Annotated in this window: 17 protein-coding genes and 1 tRNA gene; 4 read left to right on the forward strand and 14 right to left on the reverse strand. The window is 61.3% G+C overall.

The annotated features are described in order from the left end of the window. Positions 1-41: 41 nt before the first annotated feature. From FNZ07_RS30040 to recA, 8 genes are all read right to left on the reverse strand, one after another. Positions 42-1,826: a PglL family O-oligosaccharyltransferase gene (locus FNZ07_RS30040; RefSeq protein WP_091011123.1), complete on the reverse strand. Its 1,785-nt coding sequence runs from the start codon at positions 1,824-1,826 to the stop codon at positions 42-44. Between the two features lie 118 nt (positions 1,827-1,944). Next, on the reverse strand, positions 1,945-2,430 hold the full coding sequence (locus FNZ07_RS30045; protein WP_245811466.1) for a pilin: 486 nt from the start codon (positions 2,428-2,430) through the stop codon (positions 1,945-1,947). Between the two features lie 278 nt (positions 2,431-2,708). Then, positions 2,709-3,437 carry a TerC family protein gene (locus FNZ07_RS30050; protein ID WP_091011121.1) on the reverse strand — a complete coding sequence of 243 codons (729 nt, stop codon included), beginning with the start codon at positions 3,435-3,437 and terminating at the stop codon, positions 2,709-2,711. A 168-nt stretch (positions 3,438-3,605) separates the two neighbouring features. Beyond that, entirely contained in the window at positions 3,606-4,487 is an 882-nt protein-coding gene (sucD, locus tag FNZ07_RS30055) for a succinate--CoA ligase subunit alpha (RefSeq protein WP_091011120.1), read from the reverse strand. 116 nt (positions 4,488-4,603) lie between these two features. Further along, positions 4,604-5,773 (reverse strand): ADP-forming succinate--CoA ligase subunit beta, encoded by a 1,170-nt coding sequence (gene sucC / locus FNZ07_RS30060; RefSeq protein ID WP_091011119.1) that lies wholly within the window; start codon positions 5,771-5,773, stop codon positions 4,604-4,606. Beyond that, positions 5,770-6,555: a DUF2889 domain-containing protein gene (locus FNZ07_RS30065; protein WP_091011118.1), complete on the reverse strand. Its 786-nt coding sequence runs from the start codon at positions 6,553-6,555 to the stop codon at positions 5,770-5,772. The genes sucC and FNZ07_RS30065 overlap by 4 nt, the downstream gene beginning before the upstream one ends. 148 nt (positions 6,556-6,703) lie before the next feature. Next, a complete protein-coding gene (recX, locus tag FNZ07_RS30070; protein ID WP_091011620.1) occupies positions 6,704-7,519 on the reverse strand; it encodes a recombination regulator RecX in 816 nt (271 codons plus the stop codon). 7 nt (positions 7,520-7,526) lie between these two features. Beyond that, positions 7,527-8,606, reverse strand: a complete 1,080-nt coding sequence (recA, locus tag FNZ07_RS30075; protein ID WP_091011117.1) for a recombinase RecA — start codon at positions 8,604-8,606, stop codon at positions 7,527-7,529. A gap of 256 nt (positions 8,607-8,862) precedes the next feature. Here recA and FNZ07_RS30080 point away from each other — a divergent pair, with 256 nt between their 5' ends. From FNZ07_RS30080 to FNZ07_RS30095, 4 genes are all read left to right on the forward strand, one after another. Beyond that, complete coding sequence (locus FNZ07_RS30080; RefSeq protein ID WP_091011116.1) at positions 8,863-9,639, forward strand: response regulator transcription factor; 777 nt, start codon at positions 8,863-8,865, stop codon at positions 9,637-9,639. Positions 9,640-9,653: 14 nt separating this feature from the next. After that, positions 9,654-11,201: a sensor histidine kinase N-terminal domain-containing protein gene (locus tag FNZ07_RS30085; protein ID WP_091011115.1), complete on the forward strand. Its 1,548-nt coding sequence runs from the start codon at positions 9,654-9,656 to the stop codon at positions 11,199-11,201. Between the two features lie 227 nt (positions 11,202-11,428). Then, the gene (locus FNZ07_RS30090) at positions 11,429-13,087 is read left to right on the forward strand and encodes an MFS transporter (RefSeq protein WP_091011114.1); all 1,659 of its coding nucleotides are present in this window, start codon (positions 11,429-11,431) and stop codon (positions 13,085-13,087) included. A 99-nt stretch (positions 13,088-13,186) separates the two neighbouring features. Continuing rightward, positions 13,187-13,263, forward strand: a tRNA-Met gene (locus tag FNZ07_RS30095). 81 nt (positions 13,264-13,344) lie between these two features. Here the strand turns inward: FNZ07_RS30095 and FNZ07_RS30100 are convergent. From FNZ07_RS30100 to FNZ07_RS30130, 6 genes are all read right to left on the reverse strand, one after another. Then, entirely contained in the window at positions 13,345-13,656 is a 312-nt protein-coding gene (locus FNZ07_RS30100) for a hypothetical protein (RefSeq protein WP_091011113.1), read from the reverse strand. Then, positions 13,653-14,369: an AzlC family ABC transporter permease gene (locus tag FNZ07_RS30105; protein ID WP_091011112.1), complete on the reverse strand. Its 717-nt coding sequence runs from the start codon at positions 14,367-14,369 to the stop codon at positions 13,653-13,655. Before FNZ07_RS30105 ends, FNZ07_RS30100 begins: the two co-directional genes overlap by 4 nt. Then, positions 14,366-15,118, reverse strand: coding sequence for a 2OG-Fe dioxygenase family protein (locus tag FNZ07_RS30110; protein WP_091011111.1), 753 nt, complete (start codon positions 15,116-15,118; stop codon positions 14,366-14,368). The genes FNZ07_RS30105 and FNZ07_RS30110 overlap by 4 nt, the downstream gene beginning before the upstream one ends. Positions 15,119-15,138: 20 nt before the next feature. Next, positions 15,139-16,527 (reverse strand): radical SAM/SPASM domain-containing protein, encoded by a 1,389-nt coding sequence (locus FNZ07_RS30115; protein ID WP_170275861.1) that lies wholly within the window; start codon positions 16,525-16,527, stop codon positions 15,139-15,141. 864 nt (positions 16,528-17,391) lie between these two features. Then, positions 17,392-18,690, reverse strand: coding sequence for an Nramp family divalent metal transporter (locus tag FNZ07_RS30125; protein WP_091011108.1), 1,299 nt, complete (start codon positions 18,688-18,690; stop codon positions 17,392-17,394). Between the two features lie 100 nt (positions 18,691-18,790). Next, positions 18,791-19,768 carry a ferritin-like domain-containing protein gene (locus tag FNZ07_RS30130; RefSeq protein ID WP_091011107.1) on the reverse strand — a complete coding sequence of 326 codons (978 nt, stop codon included), beginning with the start codon at positions 19,766-19,768 and terminating at the stop codon, positions 18,791-18,793. Positions 19,769-20,128: the final 360 nt, after the last annotated feature.

A 20,128-nucleotide genomic window follows, 5' to 3' on the forward strand; every position in this document is an offset into this window, starting at 1 on the left:
GCCGATATGGCATCACGCGCCGCACTTCACTTCACTCGTAGTCAATCATCGCTGTCGTCATCATCGTCATTGACGTCTTTCGGCGGCGTACCGTACTTCTTCACCAGCGCATCCTTGAAACTCCCAAGCGTCTTCTGCTGATCGCACAGGTCGTACAAGTAGCCCAGTTGCGACGGCCAGTCGTGCAACTCCCCGGCGAATATCTTCAGACGCTCGACGGTATCGAATGCACCGTTGGTGTCGCCGCTCAGCGCCTGCAGCACCGCATAACGGCGCAACACCGTTTCGCCGGGCAGCAACGCAATCGCCTGCTTGTGCATGTCGAGCTTGTACCGTAGGTCCATCCCGTTGACCGGCAGCAGCGTCGCATACCCATACTCGCCCCACGCCCGGAACAACCACGACGGGTTCGCACGATACTGCTCGGCCGGCTTCGAACCGTAGTACAGCACCTCGGCGCGCGTGTAGTCGCGATACACCGGATACAGCGCCGCAATCCCGCCCAGCACGATCACGTAGAACACACCAAACGACACGCGCCCCGGCACGAGCCGCAGCGGTCTCGTTTCGAGCAGACCGAAGATAAACATCGCCGGCAGCAGGAAGAACATGTACTGCTGCGGATACTCGACGAGCGCGTGCATCACCAGCACGCCGATCAACGCGATACCGAATACGCGCGCCGCCGTATGCGGCGCACGCAGCACCCGCACGAGCCACGCGATCAGTCCGAGCAGCACGATCGCGAGTCCGATCAGGCCGGTTTTCGCGAGCAGGTCGATGAAGATGTCGTGCGAGTTGTTGGCGATCTCGACGGCGCCCAGTTGCTTCACGAGGTCGTACTGATAGCGCGGAAACTCGCCCCAACCAACACCGAGCAACGGATGCGTGTGGAACATCGTCCAGCCGTACTTCCACAGCGCGAGACGCGGCGCGATCTGGCTGGCGTCCTTGAAGCGGTCCGCCGCGGACTGCGCGAGTTCAAGGTGGTAATGCACATTGGCCCAGCGGACCGCTTCATTCACCGCGATAAACAGCACGGCGAGCGCGATCGGAATCAACCACGCGCGACCGCCGCGCTCGCGGCCCATGTTGCGGCGAGACTCCGCAAGCGCCATCCAGAAACCGGCGACGACGATCACCCCTATTTGCAACCACGGTCCACGCGACACGGTGAACGCGAGGCCCGCGGCGAACACCGTCGACAGCAGCGCCCAGATCACGACCGGCATCCTGCGCGTCTGCACGAGGAACAACGCACCGGCCATCGCAAACGAGATGTACGTGGCCAGATGGTTCGCCTGAGCCATGTTGCCGAACGGCCGCCGGTCTACGAGGATGCTGTACTCGACGACGAACGGCGACACTTTCCCTTCGAGGTGGAACAACTGGATCACCTGGCAGAACACCGCGAACAGCCCGCCGACGATCAACGCACCCGCCGCCGCCTCTAGTGCGGCCTCCGACATCTGCGCGCGCGCGAAGCCGTAACCCGCGTGCACCGCCATGAACGCCGCGAGCAGAAAGCCGGCGCCGAGCCAGTTCATCGAAGGTTGCGCGACCGGCAATACCACCGACTGCGCGGCCAGCAGCAACCCGAACGCGAGCGGCACGAGCGCGACCACCGGCGACGCGAACTTCACGCGCGGTCGCGCGGTGACGACTAGTATTGCCACGGCCGCACCGGTCAGCAGGTACAGCACCAATGCGACGAACTCGGCGTAGAAGGTCGGAATCGGGTACGTATGGCCGACCCATGCGTAAGGCAGGATCAACGCAACGGCCAGCAGAGTGAGAGAAAGAGAGCGCGCGAATGGGGTGGGCATGAGTAACCGGGGCGTCAGCAACCGGCGCACTATATACAAAAAAATCCTCGTGCTGTGCGCCGGACGGCTGAAATCGACCCAAATTACCCGTATTTAACCGATTGAACGCGCGGCCCGGTCATGCGCGGCACTCGGGTGGGGCGAGATTCGACGTCAAGGTCGGGGCATCGGCGGGCGCGGGGCCTGAGCCCGGCGCCGACAAAGACGACGTGGTCTTGCCTCCGGCGAAGCACTCCCAGGTCATCGCGCCGGCTTGCACTGTGCCTCGCGTGAGGGCGACGCGGCCGGTCGGGGTATCGGCGTTGTCCGGCACCGACGGCACGAGCACCAGCGTATTCGAACCGGCAGGCGCTATGCGGGCGGTGTAGGTCATCGTGATCTGACCGCTGGCGTCGTCCACCTGTAGCGACTGGACATTGCGCGTGGCGGGTGGCGACGTGTAACCCGCACCGAATGCATTGCCGCTCGCGGCGTTCTCGGCGACCGCGAGGCGCGCCGAGGTCGCGAGCGCGAGGCCCTCGCCCACCCGGCTGCGCGCCAGATAGTCCTGATACGCGGGAATCGCATAAGCCGCGATCACACCGACGATCGCGAGCACGATCATCAGTTCGATCAACGTGAAGCCGATCGGACGCGCGAATCTCGCGATCGGTGCGACATGGCCCGGTGGTGTATGCCCGACCAGTCGTGCCACGCGTGACGGGCCGCGCGCATTGGCACCGGTTTGCGAAGCGCGCGGAGGAAGAAACAACGAGGGGACGGGAACGATCATCGGCGGGCTCCTGAAACGAAAAACGCCTGCTCCGCGAATCGGAACAGGCGCTTCGATCGTAGCCAGCCGCCGGCCGCTTACCTAGCTGGCCGAACGGTCAGCGTTCGCCGTCAGGAATGCGTGCCGGGCGGCGTCTGCGCGGCCGCGCGCCGCGCGTTACGCCGGCGTAGCAGATAGCCGACGATCACGACGAACAGCGCTCCCGCTATCTCCATCCCGTAGATGGCTGCCGGTGCATCGAGCGCAGGCCAGCGGTCGCCGGCCGGATCGTTGATGATCAGCCCGCCCGCAATCCAGCCAAGCAACGCCGCACCGAGCGTCACGACGATCGGGAAGCGGTCGAGCAGCTTCAGCACGATCTGGCTACCCCAGACGATCAGCGGAATGCTCACCACCAGACCGAAGATCACGAGCGCGATGCGGTGTTCCGGGTCCGCCTGCTCCGCCGCGCCGGCAATCGCGATCACGTTGTCGAGGCTCATCACCGCGTCGGCGACGATGATCGTCTTGATCGCGGCGACCAGTTTGTCGGCGGGTTTGACGCCGGCATGCGCGTCTTCGGCCGGCGCCATCAGACGCACGCCGATCCACAGCAGCAGCACACCGCCCGCGAATTTCAGCAGCGGCACGTCGAGCAGCACGACCGCGAATGCGATCAGCGCGACCCGCAGCACGATTGCCCCGACGGTGCCCCACAGGATGCCGCGAGCACGTTGCTGCGCCGGCAGATTGCGGCAGGCCAGCGCGATGACGACAGCATTGTCGCCACCGAGCAGGATGTCGATCACGATGATCTGGATGACTGCGCCCCAATGGAGCGTCGCGAAGAATTCGAGCATGGACGAAGAGTAGAAGGAAGCGCCGGACGAAGCCAACAAAAAAGCGAGGGAGCAATTGCTCGCTCCCTCGCTTTAGGACTTCGCTCTCACGAAAGGGTTTCGTAAGAATATCAAAAATGCGCCGGCATGTGCGCCAATGATGCGAACAACATGCCGGCCTATTTCGATTTAGAGCATCGCCTTCAGCAGACGCGCCATTTCCGACGGGTTCTTCGTGACCTTGATACCGCAGGCGTCCATGATTTCCAGCTTCGCTTCGGCCGTATCGGCACCGCCCGAGATCAGCGCGCCGGCGTGGCCCATGCGCTTGCCCGGAGGCGCCGTCACACCGGCGATGAAGCCGACCACCGGCTTCTTCATGTTGTCCTTGATCCAGGTCGCAGCATTCGCTTCGTCCGGACCGCCGATCTCGCCGATCATGATGACCGCGTCCGTTTCCGGATCGTCGTTGAACATCTTCATCACGTCGATGTGCTTCAGACCGTTGATCGGATCGCCGCCAATCCCCACTGCCGACGACTGGCCAAGGCCGATCGCCGTCAACTGGCCGACTGCTTCATACGTCAGCGTGCCCGAACGCGACACGACGCCGATGCGGCCCTTGCGGTGGATGTGACCCGGCATGATGCCGATCTTCAGTTCGTCGGGCGTGATCGTGCCCGGGCAGTTCGGTCCGAGCAGCAGCGTCTTGCGGTTCTCGAGACGCATGCGGTTCTTGATCTCGATCATGTCGCGAACCGGAATGCCTTCGGTAATGCAGATCGCGAGATCGAGGTCGGCCTCGACGGCTTCCCAGATCGCGGCGGCCGCGCCTGCCGGCGGCACGTAGATGACCGAGACGGTTGCGCCCGTTTCGGCCTTCGCTTCCTTGACGCTCGCGTAGATCGGAATGCCTTCGAAGTCTTCGCCGGCTTTCTTCGGGTTCACGCCCGCGACGTAAGCTTCGCGACCGTTTGCGTATTCACGGCAAGCACGCGTATGGAACTGACCGGTCTTGCCGGTGATGCCCTGCGTGATGACCTTGGTGTCTTTGTTGATCAGAATCGACATGTATTGACCTCTGTTCGTTTGTCCCGGCGCCAGCTGGCGTCGCGCGCGGCACGGCGAAACTGCTCGCCGGCGCCGCGTTCGCGCCGCCCTTCGTCACCGGTGATGGGCGCGCCCGGTTAAGCCTTGCCCGAAGCGGCTGCGACGACCTTCTGCGCAGCTTCTTCCATGCTGTCCGCGGCGATGATCGGCAGACCGGAGTCGGCGAGCATCTTCTTGCCGAGGTCCTCGTTCGTGCCCTTCATGCGGACCACGAGCGGCACCTTCAGCGACACGGCCTTCGACGCCGCAATCACGCCTTCCGCGATCACGTCGCAGCGCATGATGCCGCCGAAGATGTTGACCAGAATCGCCGTCAGATTCGGGTTCTTCAGCATGATCTTGAACGCTTCGGTGACCTTCTCGGTCGTAGCTCCTCCGCCGACGTCGAGGAAGTTCGCCGGTTCGCCGCCGAACAGCTTGATGGTGTCCATCGTCGCCATCGCGAGGCCTGCGCCGTTCACGAGACAGCCGATGTTGCCGTCGAGCGAGATGTACGCGAGGTCGAACTTCGACGCTTCGACTTCAGCCGGATCTTCTTCGTCCAGATCGCGGTACGCAACGATTTCCGGGTGACGGAACAGTGCGTTCGAATCGAAGTTGAACTTCGCGTCGAGTGCGATCACCTTGCCGTCGCCGGTCAGGATGAGCGGGTTGATTTCGGCGAGCGATGCGTCGGTGTCCCAGAACGCCTTGTACAGGCCTTGCAGGATCGCGCGAGCTTGCGGCAGCGATGCGGCGGGCACGCCGATCTTCGTGGCGAGTTCGTCGGCTTCGGCGTCTTTCAGACCGGTTGCCGGATCGACAGCGATCTTGTGGATCAGCTCGGGCGTCTTTTCTGCGACTTCTTCGACGTCCATGCCGCCTTCGCTCGATGCCATCACGACGATCTTCTGCGAGACGCGATCGATCACGAGGCCGACATACAGTTCCTTCTTGATGTCAGCGCCTTCTTCGATCAGCAGGCGGTTCACCTTCTGGCCTTCCGGGCCAGTCTGGTGCGTGACGAGCTGCATGCCCAGGATCTGGTTCGAGTACTCGCGAACCTGTTCCAGCGACTTCGCCACCTTCACGCCGCCACCCTTGCCACGGCCACCCGCGTGGATCTGAGCCTTCACGACCCATACCGGGCCGCCCAGCTCTTCAGCGGCCTTGACCGCATCATCCACCGAGAACACCGGCGTGCCGCGCGGTACCGCGACACCGAATTTCCGCAGGATTTCCTTACCCTGGTACTCGTGAATCTTCATGCGTGATTCCCTTCAGTCTGAGAGTTGGATTGAACTTGATTGCTGTTTTTATCGCTGGTGTCAGTCGTATCGTTTGCACTTGCTGCATTGGCTGCCGCGTTTGCGCACGGCTCGCCGGCTGTTTCGGCCCGAGCGGAGCGTGGCGCGTGGCCGTGCCAGCGCGGATAAAACTGTCGAACCGCCTCGCCATCGAATCGCAGCGCATGGCAGCGACCGAGCTGGAAAGGCGGTTTGTCGATTGAACGGGTGGTTTGTGTGGTGCTGCTTGCGTTGTCTGTACCGTTGCTTGCGTGGCCTTCGTTGCCTTCGTTACCTTGCTCGTGCTTGCCGTCGGGGCCGCCGTTTTTCGTGTTCCAGACGTCGCCCGCGAATGCCTGAATGGCCGCGGTAGGCAGGACTGCGCAGAGCTCGGTGAGATGCGTGCAGCCCGCGGTACCGGCCAGCAGGCGGGTAGCGTCGCGACGAAAGTTGTTGAGCAGATTGAGCCCGATGAGGGCGCGATAGGCGGAATTGGCGGTTTCGCACTGACCGGGATAGGGCACCCAGTCGGACGACGTTTCGGCGTCGACGACGGTGAGCTTGCGATCGATCGTGATGCGAAGCCAGAGTTCATGGATCGGCAGGCCATTGGGCCGGACACCCGACGCAAGCGCCACATCGCGTGGCTTCTGGTCGGTCAGGCACGCCTCGATGTCCCACAAGCCATCGGCACGCTCATAGGCTTCCGCATGGATTGCGCGACGGTGGCGCAACTGACGGGAGACGGGCGGGGAAAGCGGCATGCGGGACGGAAGGCCGGATTGGAAAACCGCCTGATTTTAGCATATCGAGTATTTGAGACATCTTGGAGTCAGCCGTGGGAGGCTGGCGGGCTGGACTTTCGCGCGATGTCTGCGGCGATGCAACATCGTAGAAGGCAACGCGAAGCAGCTAGTCGCCACTCCACTCGTCGTCGATGCCCTTCAGAATCTTTCCGATGATGGACTGTGAGAATCCGCGCGCCATCAGAAAACGCGCTTGCCTTGCGCGCTCGGCGACTGTGGTGGGAAGTGCACCATACTTTTTGCGCCAGACAGCCTGCGCCCGCGCCATTTCGGTTTCGCGCAACTGCGCGCCGGTTTCTTCGATCAGCGTCTGGCTCACCGCGTGGCGCTTCAACTCACTTACGATCCGGCTCGCTCCAACACGCGACGCCCTCCGATTGATCAGGCTTTCCGCAAAGCGCGAGTCGGAGAGCCAGCCATCGCGCTCGAGTTCGTCGAGCAATGCTTCGAGTGGATCGGCTTCGTCGGCGAACGGCATCAGCTTGCGCGAGAGTTCAGCGCGGCTGTATTCGCGGCGGGACAGGTAGCCGAGCGCTCGACCTTTCAGTGAACGGCCTGGGCGTGTGGTGCGCGCGGCCGTGTCTGTATCGGTGGACTTTGTGGCGGAACCTGACTCGTCACGAGTGCGACGCGAGCGGCTATAGACCGTTTCTGACGAGGAAGTATCGGCGCCTGAGGCGCTCGCCCCATCTGGGCGATGCGAATCTCGAGCGGGCCGGGACCAGCCGGAAGATCGGCGGGTGCTCCTATCGGAGTTGCGATCGGAGTTCAGACCAGCAGCGCGGTCGTGATCGTCGAAAGACTCGAATGGATCAGCCGATGAATCAGACGCAGCCGCGGGACCGGATGATCCACGCGACTCGTCATCACGCGGGCCGCCGGCGCGCCTTGTATCGGACACCGGCCGGCCCTTGCGTATCACGCGATGATTACTCCTCTTCGTCGGCGACTTCAGCAGCGGCGCCAACAGGTGCAGCGGACGCCATCGCGTTCACACCCAGCGATTCGCGAATACGGTTTTCGATTTCACGCGCGATGTCCGGATTTTCACGCAGGAATTCGCGAGCGTTGTCTTTGCCCTGGCCGATACGATCACCGTTATAGCTGTACCAGGCACCCGCCTTGTCGACGATCTTGGCCTGCACGCCCAGGTCGATGACTTCGCCCTGACGCGAAATACCCTCGCCATACAGAATGTCGAAAATCGCTTCGCGGAACGGCGGCGCCACCTTGTTCTTGACCACCTTCACGCGCGTCTCGTTGCCGATCACTTCATCGTTCTTCTTGATCGAACCGATACGGCGGATATCCAGACGTACCGACGCATAGAACTTCAGCGCGTTACCGCCCGTCGTGGTTTCCGGATTGCCGAACATCACACCGATCTTCATCCGGATCTGGTTGATGAAGATGACGAGGCAGTTCGTCCGCTTGATCGTGCCGGTCAGCTTGCGCAGTGCCTGCGACATCAACCGTGCCTGCAAGCCCGGCAGCGAATCGCCCATCTCGCCTTCGATTTCGGCCTTCGGCACCAGTGCCGCCACCGAGTCGATCACGATCATGTCGATCGAGCCCGAGCGCACCAGCGCGTCGGCGATTTCGAGCGCCTGTTCGCCGGTATCCGGCTGCGACACCAGCAGGTCGGACACGTTGACGCCAAGCTTGCCCGCGTACTGGATGTCGAGCGCGTGTTCCGCGTCGATAAACGCCGCCGTGCCGCCGATCTTCTGCATTTCGGCAATGACCTGCAGCGTCAACGTGGTTTTACCCGACGATTCCGGCCCGTAGATTTCGACCACCCGGCCGCGCGGCAAACCGCCGACGCCCAGTGCGATGTCGAGCCCCAGCGAACCCGTGGAGACCACCTGGATGTCCTCGACCGCTTCCCCAGCGCCGAGCCGCATGACCGACCCCTTGCCGAACTGCTTTTCGATCTGCGCGAGCGCGGCGGCAAGCGCCTTGCTCTTCTCAGCAGTCAGTCCAGCCGGGCCTTTCTTGCTTTCTTCCATGAATCGTCCTTTGCTATGATGATCGGCGTCTGAGGTGGTGGAGCAACCTGTTTCACCAGGTTGCACACCGAACGCAGATACTGTATAAAAAAACAGTAGTTTTGGCAAGCCCGGAATTGAAGTTGCGCGCACGCCACGTCACGCTATGTCACGGCGCACGCGTCCAACCGGACCGCCAACACTACCCACAAGATTTCCGGAGACCGCTGCGCGCCAGGTGCATCCCCGGCGCCGGCAATGCCAGGCTGGACGCACCATGCGAATTCTGATTGCCGAAGACAACAGCATACTCGCGGACGGTGTCGTTCGATCACTCCGCCAATCGGCCTATGCCGTCGACCACGTGAAGAACGGCGTAGAAGCCGATACCGCCCTGTCGATGCAAACTTTCGACCTGCTTATCCTGGATTTAGGATTACCGCGCATGTCCGGGCTTGAAGTGCTGCGCCGCCTGCGCGCGCGCAACTCGAACCTGCCGGTGCTAATCCTGACCGCCGCCGACAGCGTCGACGAACGGGTGAAGGGCCTCGACCTCGGCGCCGACGACTACATGGCCAAACCGTTTGCACTCAACGAGCTCGAAGCACGCGTGCGCGCGCTGACGCGGCGCGGCGCGGGGGGCGGTCCGACTGTGGTGCGACATGGCGCGCTGTCATTCGATCAGGTGGGCCGGATTGCCTGCATCAACGAGCAGGTGGTCGAGTTGTCGGCACGCGAACTCGGCCTGCTCGAAGTGCTGCTGCAGCGGGTCGGCCGGCTCGTCTCGAAGGAACAACTGGTCGATCATCTGTGCGAATGGGGCGAGGAAGTCAGCAACAACGCCATCGAGGTCTACGTTCACCGGCTGCGCAAAAAACTGGAGCCGGGCGGCGTGCGCATCGCCACGGTGCGCGGCCTCGGCTACTGCCTCGAGAAAGCCGCGCCGGTTGCCGCCGCCGCAGGCGAACCTCAGGCGTTTGCCAACACCCCAAACACCGCCGAGCCCGCACCACCGGCATCGCCCGGGATGCCGGCCAACCAGCACTATAGATAGACGGCAACGTATTCATGCCCGCCCGCGCAGACCGCGCCACTGCGCCCATCGCCCCTTCGGCGGATCTCGACGAAGCGCGCGACGCCAGCTACGCCAACCCGTTCGCCCCACCCGACGAAACCGAAGCCGCCGCGGCGGCGCGCCCGCGCTCGCTGTTCGGCGAGATTCTCGACTGGATGCTGGCGCCGCTTCTGCTGCTGTGGCCGATGAGCATCGCGGTCACGTATCTGGTCGCCAAATCGATTGCCAACGGTCCGTTCGATCGCGCGCTCGAAACCGATGCTTACGTGCTGGCGCGCCAGATCCATCCGGTGAACGGCGTCGCCGAGCTGTCGCTGCCCGATTCGACGCGCGAATTCCTGCGCGCGGACAACATCGATAACGTGTTCTTCCAGGTGCTCGGTACGCGCGGCGAACTGGTCGCCGGCGACCGCGACATGCCGTTGCCGCACGAAGAAGACCGGCCGCAGCCCGGCCTCGTCGAATTCCGCGACGAAGTGCTGCGCGGCAGCGACATCCGCGTCGCCTACACGACCGTCGAGTTTCCGCAGACGCCCGGCGCCCAGCCCGTGCTCGTCCAGGTCGCCGAGACGCTCGACAAGCGCAGCCAGCTCGCGAACGACATCATCAAAGGCGTGATCCTGCCGCAGTTCGTGATCCTGCCGCTGGCCATCGTGCTCGTGTGGTTCGGGTTGTCGCGCGGACTGGCGCCGTTGCATGCGCTGCAGTCGCATATCCGCTCCCGCCGCCCCGACGATCTCTCGCCACTCGAAGCGCGGCGCGCGCCGCCGGAGATCGAGCCGCTCGTCACGTCGTTCAACGATCTGTTGACGCGCCTCGAACAGAACATGGAGCTGCAGAAGCGCTTCATCGCGGACGCCGCGCATCAGATGAAGACACCGCTCGCCGGACTGCGGACCCAGGCCGAACTGGCGCTGCGCCAGAACGCGCCCGCCGAAGTCCATCGCTCGCTCGAACAGATTGCGACGAGTTCCGAGCATGCGGCGCGGCTCGTCACGCAACTGCTCGCGCTGGCCCGCGCGGAAAACCGTATGTCAGGGCAGATCTTCACGCCGGTCGAAATCACCGAAGTGGCCCGCCACGCCGTGCGCGACTGGGTGCAGCCGGCGCTCGCGAAGCAAATGGACCTCGGCTACGAAGGCCCCGACGAACCGGTCTCCGTAGACGGCAATCCGGTCATGCTGCGCGAGATGTTGTCGAACCTGATCGACAACGCCATTCGCTATACGCCGGCCAGCGGACGCATCACCGTGCGGGTGCGCGCCGAACCGGCGGCGCAGCGGGTGCATCTGGAAGTCGAGGACACCGGCATCGGCATTCCGGCCGCCGAGCGTGAGCGCGTGGTCGAGCGGTTCTACCGGATTCTCGGCCGTGAGGGAGACGGCAGCGGGCTCGGTCTTGCGATCGTGCGGGAAATCGCCGCGATGCACGGCGGCACGCTGGCCATCGAGGATCATGTCTACCAGCACGCGCCCCAGCTTGCGGGCACGCTCGTGCGTGTCAGTCTGACTATGCTGAAACCGGCACCGGACTTACCCTAGGGCGTCCGCCGGGAAGTAACTACCCCACTGGCAGAAACACCACGATAAGAGCAGATTCGCCGAACAAGCCACATCTATCGCTGGAAATAGAACCATTTTGACGACCGGGCAACCGTCCCGATTTTTGAGACGTCACGTCAGTAGGCAGTAAGTTTCCGCTCCAATAATCGGTGCACGTGCGGCCTGACCGGGGTGAACGCGCACGCATATCAACATGGAGACAGTACATGGCTAGCGTCAGCGGACAAATTTCGCATGCGCCAATGACACGCGAGGAGAAGAAGGTCATCTTCGCATCGTCGCTAGGCACCGTTTTCGAGTGGTACGACTTCTATCTGGCCGGGTCGCTGGCTGCCTTTATCAGCAAGAGCTTCTTTTCCGGCGTCAATCCGACCGCCGCCTTCATCTTCACGCTGCTCGGCTTTGCCGCGGGCTTCGCGGTACGACCGTTCGGCGCGATCGTGTTCGGCCGGCTCGGCGACATGGTGGGGCGCAAGTACACCTTCCTCGTGACGATCGTGATCATGGGCCTGTCGACCTTCGTCGTCGGCTTCCTGCCTGGTTACGCGACGATCGGCATTGCATCGCCGGTGATCTTCATCGCGATGCGGCTGCTGCAAGGTCTCGCACTCGGCGGCGAATACGGCGGCGCGGCGACCTACGTCGCCGAACATGCACCGGCGAACCGGCGCGGCTTCTATACGTCGTGGATCCAGACGACCGCTACGCTCGGGCTGTTCCTGTCGCTGCTGGTGATCGTCGGTATCCGGACTTCGATCGGTGAAGATGCGTTCGGCGCATGGGGCTGGCGCGTGCCGTTCCTCGCCTCGATCATCCTGCTGGGCGTGTCGGTGTGGATCCGGATGCAGCTGAACGAGTCCCCGGCGTTCGCACGCATCAAGGCTGAAGGCAAGACGTCGAAGGCACCGCTGAGCGAAGCGTTCGGCCAATGGAAGAACCTGAAGATCGTGATTCTGGCGCTGGTCGGGCTGACCGCCGGCCAGGCGGTGGTCTGGTACACCGGCCAGTTCTACGCGCTGTTCTTCCTGACGCAGACGCTCAAGGTGGACGGCACCAGTGCCAATATCCTGATCGCGCTGGGCCTCTTGATCGGCACACCGTTCTTCGTGTTCTTCGGTTCGCTGTCGGACCGTATCGGTCGCAAGCCGATCATTCTGGCCGGCTGCCTGATCGCGGCGCTGACCTACTTCCCGTTGTTCAAGGCGCTCACACACTATGCGAACCCGGCACTGGAAGCCGCGACTCAACAGTCGCCGATCGTCGTGATTGCCGATCCGACCGAGTGCTCGTTCCAGTTCAACCCGGTGGGCACGGCGAAGTTCACGAGTTCGTGCGACATCGCCAAGGGGGCGCTCTCGAAGGCCGGTCTGAACTACGACAACGTGGCCGCGCCGGCGGGAACGCTGGCGCAGATCAAGGTGGGCGATACGGTCGTCAACACCTATGACGGCAAGGCCGCCGACGCAAAGGATCAGGCCAAGGCATTCGACAAGACGCTCGGCAGCACGCTGAAAACCGCTGGCTACCCGGCGAAGGCGGACCCGGCGCAGTTGAACTGGCCGATGACCGTGGTGATCCTGACGATCCTCGTGATCTTCGTGACGATGGTGTACGGACCAATCGCGGCGATGCTCGTGGAGATGTTCCCGACGCGCATCCGCTATACGTCGATGTCGCTGCCGTATCACATCGGCAATGGATGGTTCGGCGGCTTCCTGCCAGCGACCGCGTTCGCGATCGTCGCGGCGAAGGGCAATATTTACTCGGGGTTGTGGTATCCGATCGTGATCGCGCTGGCGACCTTCGTGATCGGTCTGATTTTCGTGAAGGAGACCAAGGACTCCAATATCTACGCCAGCGATTGAGACTAAGGCGACGGGCTACGGCCCGGAGCGGAGTTCTGCAATGTGACGGCCGGGGGTTGACAGCCCCCGGCGTCGTCTTCATAATCTCGCCTCTCATATGGCGAATTAGCTCAGCCGGTTAGAGCGACGGAATCATAATCCGCAGGTCCGGGGTTCGAATCCCTGATTCGCCACCAGTTTTATCAAAGGGGTTACGCGTTTGCGTAACCCCTTTGCCGTTTACGGCGTCGTTCGAAGGCGCGAAAAAAGATACACCCCTAGATAGACATCTGGACCAGGAAGTACACCAGGGTCGCCGCGCAGGTGGTGAGCACCAGTCCAATGCTTGTTGCAAACGTGACGACAGCCACCACCGAGATAGCGGCGATGGCTGCAACAGGCGCGGTGTGGATCTCGGTCCACGCGATGTACACCGCGAAGTTAAGAAATACAGCCATGGGTATTACCCGCTCGAGCAAGCTGTGTGCTGTGTCGTTCAGGCGCAGTCGAACGAACACGGGCAACACGCGCACGATCAGACTGGTGGCAAACAACGCCAAAATTGCCATGGCGTGCGAAGAAACGCTCATGCGCCAGCCCTCCACAGCCGCCACGTGCTGAAACAGATGCTTGGGAGCCAGAACCAGACCCGGCCTAACGTCCAGAACAGCACCAGCGCGACCGCAACGCACAGACTGATTTCCGCGAGGCAGCGAAACCAGGGTGCCGTGATCTTTGGAACCCGAACCTTCATTTGACCAAAGGACAACACCAGCAACACAACGCTAGCTGGAAACCCAAGATTCACTCCTTCACCAAGAAGACTGCGCGGAACCAGGCCAGCCACAAACCAGCCAGCGACGGTAGACAGGACCCATGTACCGTAAATCGTCATGCGGATGACGAGAATGGAACTCTTCGGATCGCGCTCGTGCTCCAGCGCGTAAGCCTCGTCACCCAGTAGATGGGCAACGAAGGCGCGTTGCCCTGGAGCACGCGGCAAGCGCGACGCTGTGGCAAAGGCGATGGGTATGTATCGGCTATTGATCGAAACGGCCATCAGCAACATGGTCAGAATACCCAGTCCCTGATCTGCAAGCGGCAGCAGTGCGAACTGCCCACTCCCCGAGAATCCGAGCGCGCTGAAGAGAAAGACATCGAATGCGCTCCAGTTTGCCTGCGCAGCCAGCACACCAAAAAGCATGCAGATGGGGAGAATCGCTACCGCCGTAGGGACCGCCCGGACGAACGCCGGCCACATACCAACCGGCGCGACCGGTGAGGGATGCGTTTGCGTCGTCATGCGATTGCTTCTGTGGATAGCGTGGCCTCGCGAGCACGGCGCTCATGCGCGGGGCCATACGCACGTTTGTGCCAACGATTGATCTCGATGACCCAGATGTCGCGATGCCCGAGCGTCCCTTGATCGGGAACGATATCGGTTGCGTAATGGATGTAGCGTTCATCGTCGATCAATATGGCCTGGTTCTCAGCGAGGATCTGACGATAAAGAACCTCACGCGACAATGGGTCGATGATTTGAGTTTCTCCGCCCACTACGTTGTGGCGCCCTGCGATAGCGATCACGCTAAATTCGTGACCGTCGCGATGCGGCCCTTCGGGTACCGTGACGCCTTTGAATTCCGCGTTTGCTATCACCCGGATCTGATTGACGTTGAGGTGGTAGCTCTCGTTTCTGTCGACCGGCAAGACTTCGAGCACCGCGGACATCAAGGAAGAAGGATCGCATTCAAGCTGCTCGCGATGGCGCATTACGCCGCCAGCTTCGGCCAGCCGGATGTATTCGGCCGACTGGATGTACTTGCGTTGCGGCAGCAGCGCGAAGATCCATTGCCCCTCCTCCCGGTAGCCAAAGTACTGTGACAGGCGAATCTCGCGCAGTCGCTTCAGGCTATGTCCGTCTCGCGGCATATTGTCGAAGGACTCTAGTACCTGTTCCGACAGCGGCGGCGTATCGACGACGGCATAGCCGTGGGTTTTGAAGTGGTCCGCACCGGTGACCGATGTATGTTCAAGGAAGTGTGTTTCCATCGCGTGGTCTCTCTAATTGGTCAGGATGCCTGCAAGTCGAAGGTAGCAATTTCGAAAGGCTTCAGGGCTTCGATGTGCCTGCGCGTAATGCCACGGTAGAAATTGCAGGCCGATGGTTCGACGACGTCGATGGCGCCATATTTCTTTTCGAGTGGGCCAAGACAAAGGCCGGCGCAGAAGCCCTCGATTTCGCATCCCCGACAGAAGTCCGGATTCTCGTGGCGTAGTTTGGCGTGCTCGACATAGGCGGGCGCATCGAGAAGGCCCGGACCCTGCTCAATCGAACCCAGTATGGTTGATCCCGCCTTGCAGGCGAAAACCGAGCCGTTTGGCTCGATGCTGAACTGCGCACCTTTGGCTGAGCAGTTCTTGAAACCGCGTTCGGAGACCGCGTCGTGGCCAAGCAACACCTGGAATATCTGATGCCAATAGCCGGTCAAAACCACGCCGCGTTGTCGTCCGTACTCGACGACGCGCCACAGGCGATCGACAATGTTCTGTGCGCCGTAACGAGCGTAGAAGCTCGGATCAAAATCAACAACGACCCCGATCTCGCCTGCGCTCACATCGACGGCGAGGTCAACGATTGACTCGTCAAAATCGTTCCAGGTAGCCGATGTCAAGGCTGCGTTGATGGCAATACGGTTGCCTTTCGCCTGCAGACGTCGCAAGCCCTGCATGACCACCGGTGTGCTGTCTTCACCGTTCTTTAGTGGTCGACTTGGGCTCGTAGGTGAATCAAAGCTAACGCAAACCGCGACACGATGTCTTGCGAAAGTTTCGGCCACTTCGTCGGTGATCAGCGAACCATTCGTCACGGTTGAGTAGGCGATATGCATGTCATCGCGCTCACCATTGCCAAAGCGCTCAAGGACAGCTGCAATGGCCTTCCAGTTCAGCAGTGGCTCGCCTCCAAAGAACTGAATCATCACACTTTGCACGCCCGACGAGCGTGAAGCCGCAAGAGCTTTTTCGACGTAGTGCACCGCATCGTGCGGCTTCATGTGCCTGTTCTTAGGATCGTATTGGTGTTCGAAGCGCTCCCTGGAGGCATACATCGAATCGTTGATATCGATCTTGATTTCATCCCGGGCTTTCAGCCGGCTAAGATCGACCTTGGCGACCTCAGCCTCTACCGACATCTCTTTTCCTTGAATGCCTTCGAAGCAATAAGTGCATCCAAAATTGCAGGCATTCGCCAGGATGAGCTGGATGATGTTGACCTTCTTCTCGACTTCGGTGGGCACAGATTGCTGCTGAGCCTCGTCGGTCACCAGGAAACCGCGCGCCAACAACTGCTGGACCAGTTCGGCCTCCCGGCAAGGAGGCTCACCATCAATCCATGATGCCGGCAGTACCCGACCTGCGCCGAATCCCTGCAGCACTTTATGCGCTGCATCGTCCAGCATGCATAGTCCGCCACGCTGGCGGTGATAAACGGCAGTGCGAGCATCTACAACGAGTTCAACAACGTCCGGGGACAAGGTATATCTATTGTTTGCCATGCGCGTCAGACCTTCTTGCCTGGTTAGCGAGATACAGAAGTACACGCGCCGCACGCGTTAAGCCTATGCGGCGCGCGCAGGCCTTATTTGCTCAGACGGGTCTTGAGCAGCGTACGCTGCCCGCTGGACAGCGTGCCGCCCACGGTCCCGCCTACCGTACCACCCACGGTGCCACCGACAGTCCCACCAACCGTTCCACCTACAGTGCCGCCGACGGTCCCACCTACTGTTCCGCCGACAGTCCCACCCACGGTGGAGATACTCAAAAAGTTGTCTTGCATGGAAATACCCCGTTGTGTTGAACATGGGCCAATGTCTGGCCCGCTGAATGCATCCGTTAGATCGGATACAAACTCTGGTTCGCGATGACTGGTAGCCAGGGGACGCAACGGGTAGTCGTGAACGCACGTGTCGTGCTCGTAACAAGACACTCTATTTGTACGCTACCGACGGGAGAGCCATGACGTTGTGTGTCGGTGGCACGTTGCCCGAGTCGGCGATAGTTTTGATCGTTCGTATGATTGGCACGCTATCACACGCTTTTTCTCTCGAGCAATGCAGTAGTTAATATTCCGTATATTTCACAAAAGTTAGCAACTCTTGAATTAGATCGCGGTTAGCATCGCTCTGTCGAAGCGTTCTCCGATATATCAATGGAACAGGGAAATTCTGACAGGCACTGCCGGAGACACTCAATAAAGAGCTTGAAACAAGCACAACATGACGGCGTCCTGGCGCCCAACCGGCCCAATCGAATGCCAACCACATTCATCCCCCCACCAGTTGAACCAGCAACACCCCATTCAACACCAGCACTACCAGCGTTCCCAACACCGCACCGAGCGTCGTCACCCTACGGTTCCTGTGGCGTCCCATCAGATCGCCGCGCGACGTAAACCACACCAGCGCGATCATCGGCACCGGCAACGCGATACTCAACATCACCTGGCTCAATACCAGCGCACGGGTCGCATCGACCCCGCATGCCACGACGACAAACGCCGGCGCCATCGTAACCAGCCGCCGCACCCACACGGGAATGCGAAAACCAACAAAGCCCTGCATGATCATCTGACCGGCCATCGTACCGACCACCGAACTCGAGATACCCGATGCGATCAACGCCGCCAGAAACAGACCTGCTGCCGCCCCACCAAGCAACGGCGTCAACGTACGCCATGCGGTTTCGATACTGGCGATATCCGCGTGTCCGAAGTGAAATGCGCTCGACGCCATGATCACCATCGCCATGTTGATCAGCCCCGCGATACCGAGCGCAACCACGACTTCGAGATTCGAAAACGCGAGCAGCTTCGAGCATTCGCGATCAGTGCGCGGTCTCACGCGGTTTTGCGTCAACCCCGAATGCAGGAACAACACGTGCGGCATGACCGTCGCACCGATAATGCCGACGGAAATCGTCAATGCATTACTGTCCGGGATGCGCGGCGTGAACGTGTGTACCACCACGGACGGCCAGTGCACCGGCGCGATCAGCAGTTCCGCGAGATACGACAGACCAATCACACCGACAAGTGCCGCAATCACCAGCTCCAGTGGCCGAAAACCGAGCTTCTCGAATTGCAGCAGACCATAGGTGACGGCGGCGGTGATCAACATGCTGGGGATCATCGGCAGATGCAGCAATAGCGACACGCCGATCGCCCCACCTACAAACTCAGCGAGGTCTGTCGCCATCGCGGCGATTTCGCTCATCCCCCACATCGCGATCACCCAACGGCGTGGCAACGATTCGCGGCATAACTCCGCCAGGTTGCGTCCCGTGACAAGTCCGAGTTTTGCAGACAACGACTGGAACAGCATCGCCACGATGTTGGCGAGCGCCACCACCCACAGCAGCGTATAGCCATAGCCCGCACCTGCCTGAATGTTGGTCGCGAAGTTGCCGGGGTCCATATAAGCGATGGACGCAACCACCGCAGGCCCCACAAATGGCAGCACCGCACGCGCGCCACGCCGGCGCCCTGCGAGAGTTTCGCGGATATCGAAACAGGCCTGCTCGGTCAGCGTCTGCGGAACGATCGCTTCGCTCATCACTTCGTCCATGACGACTCCAGTACGGTGTCACGATTGCCTTACCCGGTGCAACAACTGAAGCCCGCAACGCACTAGCGATAATGCGTGGCGGGTCCTGTGCACGCGTCGTTCAGGCGCTCATGTTGAGCGTGCCGTTCACACCGCTTGGGAAGAAACCGCCCTTCATCGCCGCGGTGCTCGTCAGGTACACGATATTGAGCACGTTGCCGTAGCCGCGGCTGTAGGCAAGTCCGTTGCTGTCGAGCGGCACGATGTTGGAGGTGCCCGGTGTGCTGCCGGAGATGCCCTGATCGTCGTTGCCGACCTGATCGAGACTCGCGCGCGCGGCCGAGATCGCGTTAGCCGCACTGATCAGGCTCGTCATGTCGATGCCTTTCGAGTACAGCACCGTCCGCACGAGGCCGGCGTGATACGCCTCCGCAGCGAGAATGCCAGCGGCCGCTTCGAGGAAGGTCTTGTTGCTGATCAGAGGCGATGCACCCTTATAAGCTGTGACACCGACATCCTCGAAGATGAACGCGCCGAGCAGGAAATTGTTGTCGCTCGCATACGGATTGAATGCGGTGCCCGAGGCAACGAGTCCGGCAGCACGCGCAGCAACCGAGAACGCACCATTCGGATCGGTACCGCCGATATCGATCGCGGGCTGCGCGACCGCGGCCGATCCGAGCGCGCTGCGCAGGAACGTTACGTGCTCGCGTTCGTCTTTGGCGATTTCGTTTGCATACGCCTGTACCACCGGATCCTGGAACGGTACCTGCTGCCCCGGAATCACCGCACCCGGCGTGCCGACGCCAGTAGTCATACCTGCGGGCAAACCGCTGCCCGTAGTCGCATACGAGTAGAACTGCGATTCGAGGTATTCGAGATTCAATGCGAAGTTGAGAATTTCCGCATCGGTCGGTGCCGCCGCTGCGGATGCGATCGTTCCAGAGCCGCCCCCACACGCGCTAATGAGCGTACCGCCCACCAGCCCCAGGCCAAGGCCGCCTGCGTTTCTGAAAAACTGCCGGCGCTGCAAACGCCGCTCGACACGGCGGTCAAACACATCGATAAGCGCTGCTGAATCGGTTTTGACATCGGACATGACCATGCTCCTCAGAGACTTCGCAAGGGATGCCGCGAAACTCACCATCACGACGCACGCGCGGAGGCAACAGGACAGCAAGCGCGATGCAATGACGCAAATCGCGGACGCAAAGACTCCCTCCCGTTCAGCGAAGAACGAAAACGTATCGCGCAGAGAAAGCGAGTCCTCAATCGACCTTACGAGTCGAGCGAACCGTTGGATGCAGTCTGCTGCAAAGAAATGATCAGGACGTCGATGGACTCTTAAGGGGCAGACTCTGTCGCACGCATCCGCAACTGCCTCGTGTTCTTTGTCGCCATCGATGAATCCAATCCTCCCCTCACGCCGTATATAAGTTCGACACAGCGCAATCGAGCG

This window comes from Paraburkholderia megapolitana (assembly GCF_007556815.1).
Lineage (GTDB): Bacteria > Pseudomonadota > Gammaproteobacteria > Burkholderiales > Burkholderiaceae > Paraburkholderia > Paraburkholderia megapolitana.